Origin of the sequence: Thalassospira indica, assembly GCF_003403095.1 — a bacterium.
Classification (GTDB): Bacteria; Pseudomonadota; Alphaproteobacteria; order Rhodospirillales; family Thalassospiraceae; genus Thalassospira; species Thalassospira indica.
Window position 1 is genome coordinate 2,841,229 of sequence record NZ_CP031555.1, and the last position, 18,523, is coordinate 2,859,751.

18 protein-coding genes are annotated in these 18,523 nt (G+C 54.5%); 8 read left to right on the forward strand and 10 right to left on the reverse strand.

Annotation, left to right across the window (positions count from 1 at the left end):
* Nucleotides 1–229: 229 nt before the first annotated feature.
* The gene (locus DY252_RS13460) at nt 230–1,822 is read left to right on the forward strand and encodes a cryptochrome/photolyase family protein (RefSeq protein WP_064790442.1); all 1,593 of its coding nucleotides are present in this window, start codon (nt 230–232) and stop codon (nt 1,820–1,822) included.
* A gap of 3 nt (nt 1,823–1,825) precedes the next feature.
* Here DY252_RS13460 and DY252_RS13465 read toward each other — a convergent pair whose 3' ends face one another.
* The 5 genes from DY252_RS13465 to DY252_RS22175 all read right to left on the reverse strand — a co-directional run bounded on the left by DY252_RS13465 (nt 1,826) and on the right by DY252_RS22175 (nt 5,290).
* Nucleotides 1,826–3,373: an FAD-binding domain-containing protein gene (locus tag DY252_RS13465; protein WP_064790485.1), complete on the reverse strand. Its 1,548-nt coding sequence runs from the start codon at nt 3,371–3,373 to the stop codon at nt 1,826–1,828.
* 236 nt (nt 3,374–3,609) lie between these two features.
* Nucleotides 3,610–3,774, reverse strand: a complete 165-nt coding sequence (locus DY252_RS13470; protein WP_008891829.1) for a DUF1127 domain-containing protein — start codon at nt 3,772–3,774, stop codon at nt 3,610–3,612.
* A gap of 309 nt (nt 3,775–4,083) precedes the next feature.
* A complete protein-coding gene (locus DY252_RS13475; RefSeq protein ID WP_064790443.1) occupies nt 4,084–4,602 on the reverse strand; it encodes an adenylate/guanylate cyclase domain-containing protein in 519 nt (172 codons plus the stop codon).
* Nucleotides 4,586–5,026 (reverse strand): hypothetical protein, encoded by a 441-nt coding sequence (locus tag DY252_RS13480; protein ID WP_064790444.1) that lies wholly within the window; start codon nt 5,024–5,026, stop codon nt 4,586–4,588. The genes DY252_RS13475 and DY252_RS13480 overlap by 17 nt, the downstream gene beginning before the upstream one ends.
* Nucleotides 5,027–5,122: 96 nt before the next feature.
* Nucleotides 5,123–5,290 (reverse strand): hypothetical protein, encoded by a 168-nt coding sequence (locus DY252_RS22175; protein ID WP_156518952.1) that lies wholly within the window; start codon nt 5,288–5,290, stop codon nt 5,123–5,125.
* 266 nt (nt 5,291–5,556) lie between these two features.
* Between DY252_RS22175 and DY252_RS13485 the strand changes: the two genes are divergently transcribed.
* From DY252_RS13485 to DY252_RS13500, 4 genes are all read left to right on the forward strand, one after another.
* Nucleotides 5,557–6,819, forward strand: a complete 1,263-nt coding sequence (locus tag DY252_RS13485; protein ID WP_064790445.1) for an ABC transporter substrate-binding protein — start codon at nt 5,557–5,559, stop codon at nt 6,817–6,819.
* 97 nt (nt 6,820–6,916) lie between these two features.
* The gene (locus DY252_RS13490) at nt 6,917–7,825 is read left to right on the forward strand and encodes a carbohydrate ABC transporter permease (protein WP_064790446.1); all 909 of its coding nucleotides are present in this window, start codon (nt 6,917–6,919) and stop codon (nt 7,823–7,825) included.
* A complete protein-coding gene (locus tag DY252_RS13495; protein ID WP_064790447.1) occupies nt 7,818–8,705 on the forward strand; it encodes a carbohydrate ABC transporter permease in 888 nt (295 codons plus the stop codon). Before DY252_RS13490 ends, DY252_RS13495 begins: the two co-directional genes overlap by 8 nt.
* 4 nt (nt 8,706–8,709) lie before the next feature.
* On the forward strand, nt 8,710–9,822 hold the full coding sequence (locus DY252_RS13500) for an ABC transporter ATP-binding protein (protein ID WP_064790448.1): 1,113 nt from the start codon (nt 8,710–8,712) through the stop codon (nt 9,820–9,822).
* A gap of 71 nt (nt 9,823–9,893) precedes the next feature.
* On the opposite strand, the gene DY252_RS13505 is transcribed toward DY252_RS13500, so the two are convergent.
* The 3 genes from DY252_RS13505 to DY252_RS13515 all read right to left on the reverse strand — a co-directional run bounded on the left by DY252_RS13505 (nt 9,894) and on the right by DY252_RS13515 (nt 13,894).
* The gene (locus tag DY252_RS13505) at nt 9,894–11,393 is read right to left on the reverse strand and encodes an ATP-binding protein (protein ID WP_064790449.1); all 1,500 of its coding nucleotides are present in this window, start codon (nt 11,391–11,393) and stop codon (nt 9,894–9,896) included.
* A gap of 8 nt (nt 11,394–11,401) precedes the next feature.
* Nucleotides 11,402–12,136 (reverse strand): response regulator, encoded by a 735-nt coding sequence (locus tag DY252_RS13510; protein WP_063086944.1) that lies wholly within the window; start codon nt 12,134–12,136, stop codon nt 11,402–11,404.
* A 162-nt stretch (nt 12,137–12,298) separates the two neighbouring features.
* Entirely contained in the window at nt 12,299–13,894 is a 1,596-nt protein-coding gene (locus DY252_RS13515; RefSeq protein ID WP_129542730.1) for a choice-of-anchor I family protein, read from the reverse strand.
* Nucleotides 13,895–14,088: 194 nt separating this feature from the next.
* Between DY252_RS13515 and DY252_RS13520 the strand changes: the two genes are divergently transcribed.
* The 3 genes from DY252_RS13520 to DY252_RS13530 are packed head-to-tail and all read left to right on the forward strand — an operon-like array spanning nt 14,089 to nt 15,663.
* Entirely contained in the window at nt 14,089–15,135 is a 1,047-nt protein-coding gene (locus DY252_RS13520) for an NAD(P)/FAD-dependent oxidoreductase (RefSeq protein WP_064790450.1), read from the forward strand.
* Nucleotides 15,136–15,163: 28 nt separating this feature from the next.
* Entirely contained in the window at nt 15,164–15,358 is a 195-nt protein-coding gene (locus tag DY252_RS13525) for a DUF2256 domain-containing protein (protein WP_082923606.1), read from the forward strand.
* The gene (locus tag DY252_RS13530; protein WP_064790451.1) at nt 15,355–15,663 is read left to right on the forward strand and encodes a DUF3253 domain-containing protein; all 309 of its coding nucleotides are present in this window, start codon (nt 15,355–15,357) and stop codon (nt 15,661–15,663) included. Before DY252_RS13525 ends, DY252_RS13530 begins: the two co-directional genes overlap by 4 nt.
* Before the next feature lie 6 nt (nt 15,664–15,669).
* Here the strand turns inward: DY252_RS13530 and pgi are convergent, their stop codons facing one another.
* Together pgi and DY252_RS13540 are read right to left on the reverse strand one after the other, a co-directional pair.
* On the reverse strand, nt 15,670–17,319 hold the full coding sequence (gene pgi, locus DY252_RS13535) for a glucose-6-phosphate isomerase (RefSeq protein WP_064790487.1): 1,650 nt from the start codon (nt 17,317–17,319) through the stop codon (nt 15,670–15,672).
* Nucleotides 17,320–17,468: 149 nt separating this feature from the next.
* Complete coding sequence (locus tag DY252_RS13540) at nt 17,469–18,428, reverse strand: PfkB family carbohydrate kinase (protein ID WP_064790452.1); 960 nt, start codon at nt 18,426–18,428, stop codon at nt 17,469–17,471.
* Nucleotides 18,429–18,523 lie beyond the last annotated feature (95 nt).

Consider the following 18,523-nt stretch of genomic DNA (forward strand, 5'->3'; position numbering starts at 1 on the left):
TGGGAATCCACCCGGCTTGTTTCAAGGAAAAAACGCGCCTTTGATTACCATTATCAATAATTTAGCCGATTTTTCCGAAATAAGCCAGTTGGGGTGAATGACTAAAAATCATTCGCACGGATTTCCCTGAGAATGAAAATCGGTTCGGCGAAATTGCCCTTCGCAAAGATCTTGTGCCCGGATGTTTTCGTACGACTCGCAACTGCCGTGCAATTGATTGAAGCAAAACATGAAGCCTCGCTTTCAAACCATTCGTTTCATCCTTGGCGATCAACTGACACCGTCGCTTTCGAGCCTGAAGGACGCCGATCCGGATCGTGATCTGATTGTCATGGCAGAGCCGCATCATGAGGCCACCTATGTCCCCCATCACCGCCAGAAGATCGTGATGATCCTGTCGGCCATGCGCCATTTCGCAGCCGAACTGCGTGATAGCGGCTTCCACGTTGAGTACTTTGATTATCAGGAACGCCCGACAACGTCCTTTACCGACGCCCTGAAAGCTGCACTTTCAGAACATGGCATCAAAAAAGTCATCATCACCGAGCCCGGTGAATGGCGGGTCAAACATGAAATCGATAGATGGTCCGAAGACCTTGATATATCGGTTGAAATGCGCGCCGATGACCGCTTCTTTGCCCCGCTTTCGGCATTTGCGGATTTTGCCAAGGACCGCAAGGAACTCAGGATGGAGTATTTCTATCGCGGTTTGCGGCGCGATACCGGCATCCTGATGGAACCCGATGGCAAGCCGGTTGGCGGGCAGTGGAATTTTGATCACGACAACCGCAAAAGCCTGCCCGATGATGTGACGCCCCCATCACCAAAGACCTTTGCGCCCGACAAGATCACGCAAGGCTTGCTTGATCGCGTTTGCGATGATTTTCCCGATGCGATGGGCGATGTTGCGTCATTCGGTTGGCCGGTCACGCGCAAAGATGCGCTTGAGGCGCTCGATCATTTCATCAAGCATCGCTTGGCGCAGTTTGGCGATTACCAGGATGCGATGACGGTCAAAAGCGCCACCCTTTATCATTCCCTGATCAGTCCATGCCTCAATACCGGGCTGTTATTGCCCGATGAAGTCTGCCGTGCGGCCGAGAAGTCCTATCATGAGGGCAAGGCGCCACTGAACGCGGTCGAGGGGTTTATTCGCCAGATCCTTGGCTGGCGGGAATATGTCCGGGGGCTTTACTGGTATCTTGGTCCGGATTACGGCAGCGACAATCATTTCGATGCCAAACGCCCCCTGCCCGGATTTTTCTGGGATGGCGAAGTGCCAATGAATTGCCTGAAACAGGCAATTGGGGAAACGCTTGAAAATGCTTATGCCCATCACATTCAGCGCTTGATGGTGATTGGCAATTTTTCCCTGCTGGCCGGGCTTGATCCCAAAGAAGTCTGCGACTGGTATCTGGCGGTCTATATCGATGCGTTCGAATGGGTTGAACTTCCCAACACCTTTGGCATGGCGCTTTATGCCGATGGCGGCAAGATGGCATCAAAGCCCTATGCCGCCAGCGGCAAGTATATCGACCGCATGTCGGATTACTGCAAGGACTGCCTGTACAACCCGCGCAACAATACCGGCAAGGATGCTTGCCCGTTTAACGCGCTTTACTGGCATTTTTTGGATCGTAACGCCGACAAGCTTGGCAACAATCCGCGCCTTGGCATGCCATACCGCAACTGGGCCCGCATGAAGGACGACAAAAAGCGCGATCTGATCGCACAGGCCGACGCTTTCTTACGCAAACTTGATGATGGCAAGTTTGATGATGGTAAATTTGATACCGGATCAGAACAAGGCAGCCTTTTCTGAGGCTTAGAAATCAAACGTGATCTGTTGATCGGATTTATCGCGCCCGGCCGGTGGTCGTTTCTGTTTAAATGTTCGACTGCCGTGTTGTTCGACAATTTGCTGTGCCTGATCAAGGAAATCATCGTTTTTGCGAATGGCCCAGATGTTGGTACGCGCATGTCGGGCGGCGGCCATGTGATCGACAATCGGGGCTGGATAGTGTTTTCCGATCTCAACGCCCAGATCAATCTGTTCAATCGGGGCAAGACGCCAGGGTTCGTGAATGAAGGTGTCCGGCACATCACGCAGTTCCGGCACCCAACGGCGGATAAACGCACCATCGGGGTCCTGATCATTGGATTGTTTGACCGGGTTATAGATACGTGGCGTGTTGATTCCGGTCGTGCCTGATTGCATCTGGATCTGCGGGTAATGAATGCCGGGTTCGTAATCGACAAATTGCCGGGCAAGATGCAATGCAGGTTCGCGCCAATGTTGCCAAAGCTGATAGCTGACAAAGGCTGTAAGCATCGCGCGCATCCTGAAATTGATCCAGCCTGTGTGATCAAGGGCGCGCATGCAGGCATCAATAAACGGAAATCCGGTTTTGCCTGCTTTCCACGCCAGAAGTCCCTGATCATCGGGATGATCAGGCCTTAACCCGTCATAGGCCGGGTGCAGGTTTTCAATCTCGATCCCCGGTGTGGTTTCAAGCTTCTGGACGAAATGACAATGCCAGTGCAGCCGGCTTTCATATACCTTTAGTGCGGAAAGAAATCCTTTGGGCCGATCTGTTGCAGGCATGGCATGGATATCGCGCCGTCTTTCACGCACGGCATGAATGATTTCGCGCAACGACAATGTGCCATAAGCAATATGCGGGCTTAGCCGTGAACAGCTTTCAAATGCGGTTCGGGGCGATGACATTTCGCGGTGATATCGCTGCCCGCGATAGCCAAGGAAACTGTCAAGCAGCCGCATCCCCGCGCGCCGTCCACCACCCTGCGGGTCATTGCAAGTTGCGGAAAGATGTGCCACCGGATTTTCGGGAATTGTGCCGGGATCAAGATCAACAGCAGGTGTTTGAAACCGCACCATCCCGGTCGGTGGGCTGGCAAAAAACGCTTGCCATGCCTCGTGCCAGTGATCGCGATCAAGCCTGCCACGGATGACGGCAAATTGACGATGTTCGTGGAATGCAATGCCATTTCGGCGCGCCCAATCCGAAACGGCCAGATCACGTTTGAACGTCCAGAGATTACCGGTTTCTTCGTGTGCATGAATGGCACGAATATCGAATTTGGCGGCTAGCCCGGCCAAGACATCAACAACGTTACCAACCCGCACCGTAAGCGATTGACCGAGCGCGCGGGCATCAGACGCCAGTTCATCAAGCGACGCGCGGATAAACTGCCAATGCCGTGCCGATGTATCTGGCAGCCGCCAATAGTCGGGCTCGACGACATAAAGCAACACAACAGGAAATCCGTCTGCGATTGCCGCATTCAGCGCCGCATGATCATGCAGGCGCAAGTCGCGCTTTAACCAGACAATTGTGATTGGTGCGCGCATCAGCACCACCCAACGACAACGTCTGGATCAAATTTGGAGGGACTATATAAAATGCGGAAACAAAACAGCGGCATGCAAACGGAACTCGCGATCACAAGAACATTGCTTCCATACGCTGCGTGACTTTGTCCGGATTGGTTTGGCCCAGAGTCTCGCCCAGAAACACAAAAAGCCGGACTTGTGTCCGGCTTTAGCATTGGCAATCCCGATTGACGGGTGCCTATATGGTGCGAGCGTTATGCAATCGCGTCACGTGCTGCTTTACGAGCAACGTCTTTGATCTGCCACTGGGAAATCCCGACATCATCAAGATCGCGCTTATCAAGGCCGTAAAGTTCATTCGCGACCGAGCGTGCATAGGCCCAACGGCGAACAGCAACAAGAATACTGGACAGGAACATGTTGAACCTCCTTGGGTTACAATTTTGAATGCTGCCTTGGAGGTGACCTCCAACTGTCTGGCGCATTCATCAGCTTGCTTCGCGTTGCAATATGTCGAAATTCCACTTGATCCTCAACCACCAAAAAATGCATATCATCTGTGCCGTTTATTCACATATAAACACAGATGGACAAACCATAACCAACAATCCGTGACTGATACGGCGATTAAGTATGATGTTTTGAGTTGAAATATACTTGAACGCACATGGTGCACCGCAGTATTTTCTCCGGATTTTCAGGCCAAAACACCCTGCTCCATGCCCTGCCTAGGCGTTCCCCTCTGCGACCTTGGCAAAAGGCAAAGCCGATTGAAGGGCATGGACGGTAAGCGGCGCGGCAACGCCTTTGACCGCGAAATCACCACAGCACACCGTCGGCTCGGTAATGTGGCTTGCCAGAACATCTGACATCAACAAGGGTGTGCCGATCTGTTTGGTCAGGCTTTCCAGACGGGCTGTCCGGTTTACCGCCACGCCCATCACGGTGAAATCCAGTCGATGGGTGCCGCCGACATTGCCATAGACCACTTCGCCGTAATGAAGTCCGTCGCCAAAGCGAAGGATTGGTAAGCCCTCTTCCAAACGTTTCCGGTTCACATTTTCCAGATCGGCCAATGCGGCCTTTGCCGCACGCATGGCGTTTTCACAGACACTTTCGGCCGATTGATTGTTTTCCTGGGCAAAGACAATCAGCATCGCATCGCCGACAAAACGCAAAATCTCGCCCCCGTGGGTGCGCACGGCACGTTCAACCGTTTCGAAATAGACATTAAGTAAGACTGTCAAGCAGCTGTTCGACCGACAGGGTTTCGGTCATCACCGTGAAATCGCGCACGTCACTGAACCAAAGGGCAGCACGAATGGTTTCACCGTCGCCGCGACGAATATGACCATGCATGACCCGCGCGCCCGTGCGTTCGCCCAAATAGGTATCAAGCAACGAATGTTCGATCCGTTTGGTCACATGCAGTTCAAGCACCCCGCCAACGTGATCCAGTAATCCTTCGAAACAGGCGATTTCGTCATCATCAAAACCGTCGGGCTGATCTGTTGCGATGGTCATAACGCACCAGCGTCCGCCACTGAACCGAATGCGCGTACAATAATAGTCGGTCAACCCCATGCCGATCAGCTCGCCGACAAGCGGGTGATGATCGGCCGGATTGACCCTGGCAAGGTGAATGCGCACCGGGCCCCCATGCAGGTTCACGTCTTCGGCCGGACTTCCGATGTAAGAACCGCTTTCATGAATGCCATGGGTCGCCCCCCACAGACGGGCCCCGTGTTCGCGATCCCAAGGAAACGATCAGACGGCGACTTGCGGATGCAGTGTCTCCATCGAGCAGCACATGCGTGCGATATGAAATCCTTGGGCGTTGATCCGTGTCATCAGTTGGTCAAGGAACGCATTTGCATCCTCGATCAGACGACCTTCTTTGGCAATCCAGTCGATAACAGGTACACTATTCCACATGGCCGTCCTCTATTCCCCTGTTATCACATGATAATCACGACCAAATTCAATGCACTTATTCCGGTGCGTCACAGCTTTAATGCCGACAAACGCCCTAATTGTTTTTGCTGCCCTGCAATATATTAGCTAAGTATATTGCCAATTTTGTAACAGAGTGTTTCAGTTCGCAATCTGGAAACGCCCTGTTACAGTTTTGTGGATGCATTGTGTCCCTTCTCGCAGCATGTTGTCGCTGCAAATGGTTAAAAGCCAGGGAGGAAACCTAGATGTATCTGCGCAAAACCATACTCGCCACTGGTGTGGCGTTTTCTGCACTCGCGACCGCAAGCTTTGCTCATGCCGAGCCGACCGCTGAAGTTCTGCACTGGTGGACTTCGGGCGGCGAAGCAAAAGCTGTCGCATCCCTTAAAGAAGATTTCGAAGCCAATGGCGGTACCTGGGTTGATAGCCCGGTCGCTGGTGGTGCTGGCGATGCAGCCATGACCGTTCTGCGTTCGCGCGTTCTGTCGGGTGATGCACCGGCTGCTGTTCAGCTTAAAGGTCCGGCAATTCAGGAATGGGCCGAACAGGGAGCCCTTGCTGATCTCAATGACGTTGCCGCTGCTGAAGGTTGGGATGACGTGATCCCGGCTGCGATCCAGGACGTTATGAAATACAAAGGCGACTATGTTGCTGTTCCGGTAAACGTTCACCGCGTTGACTGGATCTGGGCAAACCCGACCCTTCTGGCAAAAGTTGGTGCCGATTCCGCACCGACCACCTGGGACGAATTCAACGCCCTTGCTGACAAACTTCAGGCTGCTGGCATCACGCCGGTTGCCCATGGTGGTCAGCCGTGGCAGGACGCAACCGTCTTCGAAACCGTCGTTCTTGGCCTTGGCGGCCCGGAATTCTTCCAGAGTGCTCTGGTTGATCTCGACGAAGACGCACTGAACTCCGACACCATGAAAGCGGTGTTTGACCAGATGCGCAAAATCCGTGGTTATGTCGATGCCGACTTCCCGGGGCGTGACTGGAACCTTGCAACCGCAATGGTCATGAATGGCGAAGCTGCCATGCAGATCATGGGTGACTGGGCAAAAGGCGAATTCCTTGCTGCTGGCAAAGTACCGGGCAAAGACTTCATCTGCGCAGCAACCCCGTCTGAAAACGGCTATCTGTTCAACGTTGACAGCTTTGCCATGTTCAACGTTTCTGGCGACGACAAGGTCGAAGGCCAGAAACTGCTTGCCGAACTGATTGTTGGCGAGAAGTTCCAGGAAACCTTCAACCTTCTCAAAGGTTCGATCCCGGCACGTTCAGGCGTTTCGCTTGATAAGTTCGACGATTGCGCCAAGAAGTCCGAAGCTGATCTCCAGGCTGCACAGGAAGCCGGTGGCTTCCTTCCGTCCATGGCACATGGCATGGCACTGCGTGGCCACCTTGCAGGTGCGATCGTTGACGTCGTGACCGCACATTTCAACTCCGACATGTCGTCTGACGAAGCCGTCTCGCGTCTGGTCGAAGCAGTTGAACTGGCCAAAGACTAATCTCATCTGATCAGTACAATCTGAGATATGAGCAATTTGCAGGCCCCGGAATTTCCGGGGCCTGTTTCCCACTCATTTAACTTTTGAGGCAAAGGTTATGGGGGCTTCTCAAAGCACCGAAAGCAACCTGACGGCCAGCATCCAGCGTCATCTGTCCAAGATCGTTGTTGCACCGTCCTTTGCTGCGTCCCTGTTTTTTGTCTACGGGTTCATCCTGTGGACCGGCTATATGGCGTTTTCCAAGTCGCGCATGCTTCCCGTCTGGGATTGGGCAGGGCTTCGGCAATATGAACGTCTGTGGCAGATGGAACGCTGGCATGTTGCCATTGAAAACCTGCTGATCTTTGGCGGTCTGTTTATTGTGACCAGCCTGATCATCGGGTGCCTTCTGGCAGTTCTTCTTGATCAGCGTATTCGCGCCGAAGGTGCGCTTCGTACGATCTTCCTTTATCCGATGGCCCTGTCCTTCATCGTGACGGGTACTGTCTGGAAATGGCTTCTTAATCCGGGCCTTGGCCTTGAAAGCATGATGCATGACCTCGGCTGGACGAGCTTCAAGTTCGACTGGCTGGTCAATTCGGACATGGCGATCTACACGGTTGTGATCGCAGCAGTCTGGCAGGCATCGGGCTTTGTCATGGCAATGTTCCTTGCGGCATTGCGCGGCGTCGATCAGGACATCATTCGCGCAGCCTATATGGACGGTGCCAGCCTGCCCCGGATCTACTTTGGCATCATCATTCCGTCGATCCGCCCGGTTTTCCTGAGTGCGATCGTCGTTCTGGCCCACCTTGCTGTCAAAAGCTTTGACCTTGTCATTGCGCTTACCGGTGGTGGCCCGGGCTATTCATCCGATCTTCCGGCAACCTTCATGTACACGATGGCCTTCCAGCGTAACCAGCTTGGTGTTGGTGCCGCCAGTGCGATGATGATGCTGGCGACCGTTATGGCGATCATTGTGCCGTATCTGTATTCCGAACTGCGCGGAGGCAAGAAAAATGGCTGATATTCAGACCTATAGCCACGATGCAGGCTGGAAACATACCGTTCTGCGCGGGTTGCTGTATCTTATTCTGATCCTGTTTGCGGCCTATTACCTTTTCCCGCTGATCGTCATGATTTCGACCTCGTTGAAATCACTTGACGAAATTCGTGAAGGGTCGCTGATTTCGCTGCCGCGCGTGGTGACGTTTGATGCATGGAACTATGCATGGAACGAAGCCTGCGTTGGTGTCGAATGCACCGGGATCAAAATCTATTTCTGGAACTCGGTCAAAATGGCGATCCCCGCCGTTCTGATTTCGACCTTCCTTGGTGCGATCAACGGCTATGCGCTGACCAAGTGGCGGTTCAAGGGGGCGAACATCGTCTTTGCCCTGCTGCTGTTTGGTTGCTTCATTCCGTTCCAGGTCGTTCTGCTGCCGATGTCGCAGGTTCTTGGCAAGCTTGGTCTTGCCAGCTCGACCGCAGGCCTTGTTATGGTCCACGTCGTTTATGGCCTGTGCTTCACCACCCTGTTCTTCCGGAACTACTACGTTTCGATCCCGGACGAACTGGTCAAGGCAGCCACCATTGACGGTGCCGGGTTCTTCACCATTTTCTGGCGCATTATTCTGCCGATCTCGACCCCGATTATCGTGGTTTCGGTCATCTGGCAGTTTACCCAGATCTGGAATGACTTCCTGTTCGGTGCGTCGTTTGCCTCTGGCGCAAACGCACCGATGACCGTCGCACTCAACAATATCGTCAACACCACGACCGGCGTGAAACAGTATAACGTTGATATGGCAGCAGCCCTGCTGACCGGCCTTCCGACGTTGCTGGTTTATGTTCTCGCTGGCAAATACTTCGTCCGCGGCCTGACCGCCGGCTCGGTGAAGGGATAAGCAAATGGCATCACTCACCCTCGATAAAGTTCGCAAGGCTTTTGGCCCTGTCGAAGTTCTCAAGGAAATCAATCTGGCGATTGACGATGGCGAGTTTCTCGTCCTTGTCGGTCCGTCCGGTTGCGGCAAATCGACCCTTCTGAACCTGATTGCAGGTCTGGAAACAGCCACCGACGGGGAAATCCGCATCGGGGATCGCGTTATCAACGACGTGCATCCCAAAGACCGTAACATCGCCATGGTGTTCCAGTCCTATGCGCTTTACCCGAACATGACGGTGCGCAAGAACATCACCTTTGGCCTCGAAATCCGTGGCGTTTCCAATCAGGAACGCGACAAGGCCGTTGCCGATGTTGCAAAGCTGCTTCAGATTGAGCCGCTTCTGGATCGTAAACCGTCCCAGCTTTCGGGTGGTCAGCGTCAACGTGTTGCCATGGGCCGCGCGCTTGTCCGTGATCCGGATATCTTCCTGTTTGACGAACCGCTTTCAAACCTTGATGCGAAACTGCGTGTCGACATGCGGACCGAAATCAAGAAGCTGCATCAGCGTCTTGGCTCGACCATCGTTTATGTCACCCATGACCAGATCGAAGCCATGACGCTGGCGTCTCGCATCGCGGTGATGAAGGATGGGATCCTGCAGCAGTTCGATACGCCACAAAACATCTATGAACGCCCCAACAACATGTTTGTGGCAGGCTTCATCGGATCGCCGTCGATGAACTTCATTGATGCGACGCTGAGCGAAGAAAACGGCAAGCTTGCAATTACCATCCCGCGTAACGGCAACCCGATCGTCCTGCCGCTGTTTGAGGCGCCGGAAAGCTATCGTGGTTATATCGGCAAGGATGTCGTGTTTGGCATTCGCCCGGAAGCCCTGACCCACAAACGTACCGGGTCGGACGAACCGGGCAGCCAATATGTCAATTTCGACAGCAAGGTCGAAGTGATCGAACCGACCGGTGCCGACACGATGACCGTGATCGAAATCGCCGGTAAGGAAATCGTGGCGCGCGTCCGTCCGGACCGTCAACCGAAACCAGGCGAGAGCATGACGTTCTCGGCCGACATGTCTCAGATCAGTCTGTTTGACCCGGATACCGAGTTGCGGATCTGATCTGATTGGCGGGTGGTTCTGGGGGCCACCCGCCATTCTTCTTTTTGGGCCCTGCCCTGTGCGGCACCTGCCTAAACCCTGCGCGGCAGGGACACGATAACTTCCAGACCTTTTCCCGGCATATTGCGCAACTCGATGCATCCGTCATGGGCATCAATCACGGTTTTAACGATCGAAAGCCCAAGGCCACTGCCCCCGGTGCTGCGCGCCCTAGATCCTTCGACACGATAAAACGGCAGGAACACCTTATCCTGATGTTCGACCGGGATACCGGGCCCTTCGTCACGGATGGTGACCAGCACGGTATCTGCCGTGGCTTCCAAACTGACATTGGCGCGATGGCCGTATTTCAGGGCATTTTCAATCAGGTTGGTGAAGGCACGCTTCAACGTGCCCGGACGGCAGGATAACCGGATGCTGCGTTTGCCCTCAAAGGAATGGGCATCATCATTGCCGCCGAACACCGTATGGACCGAACTGAACTGCAACGGCTGTGGCCCGGCAAAACTCACCGGGCGGCCAAGATCAGCGTAATCGTCACAGATGGCCTCAAGCACGGAAATGAAGTCAACCGTGCGTTCTTCTTCCTTGGCGATCCAGTCACCAAGGAAATCAAGCGCGTCATTGAGAAGACTGTCCATTTCATCAAGATCACGCAAAACGGTTTCGCGCAGCTCATCATTTTCAATGAACTCGGCGCGTAGTCTTAACCGCGTGCTGGGTGTGCGCAAATCGTGCGAAATCGCGGCCAGCATCCGGGTGCGGTCCCCCAGCATCCGTGAAATACGTTCGCGCAAATCGTTATAGGCCGCGGCCATTGACCGGGCCTCGGTCGGTCCGCGTTCCTCGACCGGTGGGCCGCTGACATCATCGGCGTGATCAATGATCGCACGCGTCAGGCGCTTGAACGGCCCTGCCAACAAATCGGCAAGCCCGGCAAACACGACAAGAACCGCGGCCACCCCCATCAGGAACATCAGAAAAACCAGCGACGGCGATGAATAGTTCGCCCACAGTTCGTTATGGTGCACCAGAATGCGCTTGCCCGACGGCATCATGATTTCCACCTGCGCCTCAAGCCCCAGACGCGCGATTTCACGCGACAGTTCGGCAAAGAACAGGCTGGGATTTTCGGTGGCCTCGATGGTGGCGCGCTGTTCGGCACTCAAACGACCACGTTCGAAATGCACCTTGACCGAGGTCGGCCAGCCGGTATTGGCCAGTCGGACCGGCATGGCGATATGCTGCGCGGGTCTGGAAAACAACAACAAGGTCCCGACATCATCGGATGGCAGGATGCGCATTGTCATGCCATCGCGCGCAGCGATATCGATGATGTTTTCTTCAAATTCGGGGTTTTCGGCGATCCGTACCAGTTCGCGAATGGTAAAGCCCAGCGTATAGGCCCGGCCAATGCGTTCGTCCCGCTCGATCACGTAATAGGACGCCATGGCACTGAGGGCTGCAATGATCAGTCCGCCCAGCATCATCAGAAGAAAGATACGCCCGCCCAGCGTGCGCGGCTTGTAGCGGCGCATATAGTTGCTGAATTTTGCGAACATATCGGCCATGGGTCGGCCTAAATCGTTTGGGTGTCGGCGCAGAACTGATAGCCGATGCCGCGCACTGTCTTGATCAGTTTCGGGTTCTTGGCGTCTTTTTCGATTTTGCGGCGCAGGCGGCTGATCTGGATATCGATGCTGCGATCAAACGGAAGCGAGCTTTGCCCGCGCACAATATCGACAAGCTGTTCACGCGACAGCGCCCGCTTGTTGTTCTTGACCAGTGCCAGAAGCAACGAAAACTCGCCCGTCGACAGATGCACGGCAACGTTATCGGCGTCGCGCAATTCACGTGACCCGATATCAAGCGTCCATTCGCCGAAAATGATCTTGTGCGCCGGGGCGACTTCGTTATCAGACGGCCCAACCGCACCCGTTTCAAAGCGCCGGAACACAGCACGGATGCGGGCCAGCAATTCACGCGGGTTAAACGGCTTGGTCAGGTAATCATCGGCACCAAGTTCAAGGCCAAGAATACGGTCGGTATCCTCGCCCACCGCGGTCAGCATGACAATCGGCACCTTGGAGGTCCGTCGAACATCCCGGCACAGCGCAAAGCCGTCCTCACCCGGCAACATGATATCAAGAATCACCAGATCGATTTTCCAGTCGCGCAGTGCACGATGCATTTCATTGCCGTCGGACACGGTGGTAATGCGAAAACCGTGTTGCAACAGGAACTTCTTCAAAAGCTTCTGGATTTCCTGGTCATCATCAACGACCAGAATATGTGGTTCACGTCGCGTCGTCAGTGTCCCGAACTCCCCTGATATTCATCGGCCATGTCCCCGACCGCGGCGGGAGTTTAGTCGATATCGTCACCGGCTTGAACCGTTTTCCATCTGGCGTTTAAAAAGGAAAAAGCCGGGCAATGCCCGGCTTCCCCATATCCAGTAATCAGGGCTGTAATCGGGTTACTTCAAGTCATAAACCTTGGTGCTACCAGATACTTCCGATGCCACCACCAGCATTGCGTTGCCGGTTGGGCTGTCCTTGGCAGCGACAAACTGCAAGCCTTCCGGGGCCAGTTCACCGGCCGTATCGTTTTCCGGATTGCCCGAGAAACGGCGATCACTGTGATATGTCACGAACTGCGGATTGGTCGGGTTGGTCAGATTATAGACCATGAAGCCACCCTGACGTTCCAGCCCGATAAAGGCATAGGGCGTGCCGTTGACATAGCCACTGGCAATTCCCTCGGGTTCCGGTCCTTTGTCATCGGAACGGTTGTCACGGCTGCCGTTTTCCGTATCCGACGAGTTGAACACATTCGGATAGCGTGCCGCCAAAATCTGTTCAAACGCATCGCCGCTGTCAAAAACCATCTCGCCAGCGGCATCAAGCACCGAGAACGACCGTGCACCATAGCTGTAGATCACATCAACATCGCCATCAAAGTCGATATCGCCCTGTGCGGTTGTGGTTTTCAAACGCCCAAGATTTTCGTCCTTTTGCAGAGTGCTTGCCGTCGGGAACACACCCGGATCAAGGGTCAGTTTGCCAACGCGGGTTTCCTCGCTATAGCCGTCATAATCACGTGAATCACCCTCGTTGGCGATCAGTACCCAGTCCTTGCCATCGATATGGATCACATCAATGGTGTCAGGCATGTACATGCCCATCACTGGCCAGGTGCGGATATTGATCTTGCCGTCCTTGTCGCTGGCATCAAAGGCGTGAACCGAATAATCCTTGAAACCAAGACCAGCAACGCGTTTAACGGTTGCGGTTTCGATATCAATGATCGCGACAGCATTGTTTTCCTGCAGGGATACATAGGCGGTTTTGCTGTCCTTGGAGACGGCGATATATTCCGGTTCAACATCCTGCGCGACGCTTGATTTACCCGGGTTTGATGTCCGCATGCCATAGGGCAGCTTGCCATCATTCAGGAAGTTGAAATCAACCGTGCTAACATCGCCTGCCGACAGGTTTTCTACACCACCGGCCATGGAGATGATCGAAACACTGCCTTCCGGATCAATGGTGAAGGCATCATTGGGTTCGCCCTCGTTGGCGACCAAAACATATTTGCCATCCGGGGAAAACTTGATCATGTCGGGCAGCGCACCGACAGTCACAGCCGAGATAAAGGTGCCTTCGGTATCAAAGAAAACAGCCTGACCCGGTGACTGTTTGTCTTCGTTTTCAACGGCAACCGCGACAACACCATTCATCACGGCAACACTGTTGGCACCCTTGCCCCATATGGACAGGTCGATCGAACCGATTTTGCCAAGTTCGGACGGATTGGACATATCAAGAATGTCGATCACCTTGTCGGCACCGTTTACGACAAAGACGCGTTTTGTAACCGGGTCGAAGGCCGGGATTTCGGCCGCACTTTCATCGAGCATGCCGGTACGGTATTCGCCCATCGGCACAATCGTGATCGGATGTGCACCTGCATTGATGACATCACCAGCCATCATGGTGTGATTGGGTGTCGTGCCCGCACAGGCAGTCAAAAGCAGTGAAACAGCGGCTGTCGCCATCAATGAAGAACGCATGTTTTCCCCTTGGAATAACCTTAAACAAGTCTGGCAGACTGCGTGTTTGTTGTAACGGCTTCATGACCCGGCCATGACAGTTTCATAAATTTCTTCGCAAACGCACTGCTCCAATCACGATGTCGTTTCGTATTGAAACCATCAATAAATTTACGCCTTCGGGACGTGCCCCGGGACCCAGACAGGAGCCACACATGCCGCAGATGTCAAACCTGAATATTGCGATCATTGGTGCAGGAATGGCGGGCCTTAAGGCGGCCAGCACCCTTCATCGCATTGGCATGAATGTAACCGTGTTTGAAAAAAGCCGTGGGCTTGGCGGACGTTTGGCATCTCGGCGTACCGATTTCGGCCATTTTAATCACGGGGCGCAATACGTGACAGCCCGCGATCCCGGATTTAATGCCTTCCTGCAAGAAGCCAAAGAATTTAACGCCGCACAGAACTGGTCGCCGAACCTGCATCGCGGGACTCCGGCCCCGACCCAATCGGGCGTGGCATTGTCACCGATCGCACGCCATCTCGGCAATCTGGCAGAAGAGTCCTGGTATCAGGGTGCGCCGCAGATGAACAAACTGATCGGCCCATTGATCGATACTTTCCCGATCCAGAAACAGCATCGCATCGTCGGGATCGAACCGACTGGTCCGCGCAGTTTTATGCTGCATGATGATCTCGATGGCAGGTTCGGCCCGTTTGATGGCGTGATCGTGACCGCCCCTGCCCCGCAAACCGCCGAACTTTTGCGTCCGCTTGCCCCGCGCTATTCCCCGATTGACGAGGTTGTCATGGCGCCGTGCTGGGCGGTGATGGCGGCGTTTGAAACGCCGCTTCCGACCGGCTTTGACGCGATGCTGCATCCCAGCCCCGAAATCAGCTGGGCCGCACGCAGCAGCCAGAACAATGACATGTTCCACCGTCGCACACCCGATCCGTGGGTCCTGCACGCCAGCCCGGAATGGTCACGTCAGCACCTTGAAGAAGACAAGGACCGCGTGATTGAAAAGCTGCTGGCCGCCCTTCGTGATGTCAGTGGTGTGAAACTGCCGGAACTTCATTCGGTGCAGGCCCATCGTTGGCGTTATGCGCGGACTGAATTGCCACTTGGCAAAAGTCACCTTAACGGCATGAACGGCCGGGTGATTGCCGCAGGCGACTGGTGCCTTGGCGCACGGGTCGAGGCGGCCTGGCGCAGTGGCCGGTCCGCTGCACATGCCATGGTCGAAGCCCTGATCGGATAATCGGTAAACGTCATCCGAACACAGTATCATGCCGCAAAATGCCAATGGACATAGTCACAGCAAATCAGACCTGCCGCAGAAAACCTGCGTGACATGCGCCCGCCCGTTTAACTGGCGGCGCAAATGGAAGGATTGCTGGGAGGAGGTTCAATATTGCTCTGACCGGTGCCGACGCCAGCGAAAACAACCTGCAAAAACCGACATGCAGGACCAATTATCATGATGTTTGACCAAAAAGACGAAGATCAGCCAACCTATGCCATCCTGCGCCAGCGCGTGATTGATCTGGCAACAGAGCGCGGGCCGGACAAAACGATCTGCCCGTCCGAAGTTGCCAAAACCTTTGGCTCCTACTGGCGGGATTTGATTCCGCGCGTGCATCAGGTGGCAGAACAACTGTGTGCCGAGCGCAAACTGACATTTGAAAAGGGCGGCCTGACATTTGAAAAGGGCGGCATCAGCCATGGCCAAAACCGCCCTTCGGGTCATTATCGATTGCGCATCGTCGCCGATGATCAGGACGACTAATCCAGCTTATGCGCCACGCAAGGCATGCAGGCGCTTGATCAGACCGGCGGTCGATGCATCACGCGATCCGGCATCTTCCTTGCCCTCAACCATCGGAAGCAGTTCCTTGGCAAGCTGCTTGCCAAGCTCAACGCCCCACTGATCATAGGAATTGACGTTCCAGATGATGCCCTGAACAAAGATTTTGTGTTCATACATCGCGACCAGTCGGCCAAGGGTGAAGGGATCAAGTTGCTTATAGAGGATCATGGTGCTGGGCTTGTTGCCATCAAACACCTTTTGCGGTGCCAGCACATCAATCTCGGCCGGTGACAGGTCACTGCCAGAAAGCTCTTCACGGACTTCGGCCTCGGTCTTGCCGCGCATCAATGCCTCGGCCTGTGCAAGGCAGTTCGACACCAGCTTGTCATGATGGTTCGCCAACGGATGCAGCGCATTGGCCGCCACGATGAAATCAACCGGGATCAGTTCGGTACCCTGATGGATCAGTTGATAAAACGCATGCTGGCCGTTTGTCCCCGGCTCACCCCAGATGATCGGGCCAGTTTCATAGGCAATCGGTTTGCCATCGCGGGTGACTGATTTGCCGTTACTTTCCATATCGGCCTGCTGCAGATAGGCCGGCAGGCGTGACAGGTGCTGATCATAAGGCAGGATGGCTTGGCTCGATGCCCCCAGCACATTGCGATACCACACCCCGATCATACCAAGGATCATGGGAATGTTGGTTTCAATCGGGGCTGTTTTGAAATGGTTGTCCATTGCCTGCGCACCGCGCAGAAGTTCTTCGAACTTGTCATACCCGACGGCCAGAATGATCGGCAGACCGATTGCCGACCACAGGCTGTAACGTCCGCCAACCCAATCCCAGAAACCGAATGCATTGTCGGTATCAATGCCAAATGCCGCGACCTTATCAAGCGCGGTTGAAACCGCAACGAAATGCTTGGCGACGGCGGCTTCGTCTTTCAGCATCCCGACAAGCCAATCACGCGCCGAATAGGCGTTGGTCAGTGTTTCGTCCGTCGTGAAGGTCTTGGACGCGATTATGAAAAGCGTCGTTTCCGCATCAAGGAATTTCAGCGTATCGACAATATGCGCGCCATCGACGTTGGACACGAAATGGCAGCGAATGCCATCGATGTGATATGGCCGCAGCGCCTCGTTGACCATGACCGGGCCAAGGTCGGAGCCGCCAATACCGATATTGACCACATCGGTGATTTTCTTGCCGGTATGGCCCTTCCATTCACCGGAATGCACGCGTGCCGCGAAGTCCTTCAAACGGCCAAGGACCTCCTTGACCGCCGGCATGACGTCTTCGCCGTCAACCTCGACCGGGCCACCATCAAGATTGCGCAGCGCCGTATGCAGGACTGCGCGGTTTTCGGTGACATTGATCCGATCACCATTAAACATCCGGTCGCGCCAGCCTTCAACGTTGGCCGCCTTGGCAAGCTCAACCAGGGCCGCCATCACATCGTCGGTGATCAGGTTTTTGGAATAATCAACAAACAGGTCATTGAGGGCCGCACTGTATCGTTCAAAGCGCGCAGGATCGTTGGCAAAAGCCTGACGCAGATTGAGCTTTTCGGAAACTTCCGCGCCCAGTTGATCGAGTTTATCCCAGCTTGCGGTCATTTTATCAGCAGACATACCACCCTCGGCCCATTCAAATTTATTCGTAACAATACGGTGCTGTTGCCAACAGGCTAACACGCGTTTCAAACCATGTGTGGGACAGTTTGCAGCACGCGGCGGCAAGATTATGGCCGCCGCGTGATTTTTCATTTACGCCTGTGATCTTATCGGTTCGAAAGAAACTCTTCGACTTCTTTTTCCGTCGGCAAGGCGTTGATCGCCCCGCGCTTGGTCGCCGTAATCGCACCGACCGCATTGGCAAAGCGGCACGCGGCTGCAAGTTTTTCTTCGGCCCCCAGAAGTTCCGGATCCTTCAAAAGGCGCGACAGGAAGCCTGCCGTGCAGCCGTCCCCTGCCCCGGTCGCATCAACCGCGGTGATTTCAAAGGACGGCACAAAGCCATCGAAGGCCGGCGTGATGTAACGTGATCCCTTGGGACCGTAAGTCACAATCATTGCACGCCACTGATCACACCACAGATCCTTGATGCCTTCTTCAAGGTCATCCTTGCCGGAAACAAAGGTGATTTCCTCGTCCGACATCTTGACGACATCGGCCTGACTGATCGCAAGGCGCAGGATTTCACGTGCCTTTTTTGCACTCGGCCAAAGCGGCAGGCGCAGGTTCGGATCACACGAAATGATCGCGCCGTTTTCACGCGCAATCTTGATCGCCTCAAGCGTTGCCGCGCGCGGGTCATCATCAATCATGCAAAGCGTTCCGTAATGGAACAGATCGGTGGATTTCAGCATGTCCTGATCAAGATCAGCAATGCTGAGCAGCATGTCGGCTGACGGGCTGCGATAGAATGAAAATTCGCGTTCCCCATCGGCACGCAGGGAGACGAATGCAAGCCCGGTCAAGGCTTCCTTGGTCAGAACAATGCCCGATGTATCGACATTGTCGGCCTTAAGGGTATCGACCAGAAAATGGCCAAAGGCATCATCGCCGAGTTTACCGATAAAACCGGTTTCAATACCCAGACGCTGCAAACCCACAGCCGCATTTCCCGGTGCGCCCCCGGCCGCCTTGGCAAAGGCCGGCGCATCGGCAAGGCCGGTTCCGGTCACGGTCGGAACAAAATCAATCAGCAGTTCCCCAAGACAAACAGCTTTGGCTGTCATGACGTTTCTCCGTTCGAATTGTCCGCAAATTCGGCGGATCAATAGTATGTGGTCTGTGGGACCCACCGCCTTTTAAATCGATTCAACGCGTCACA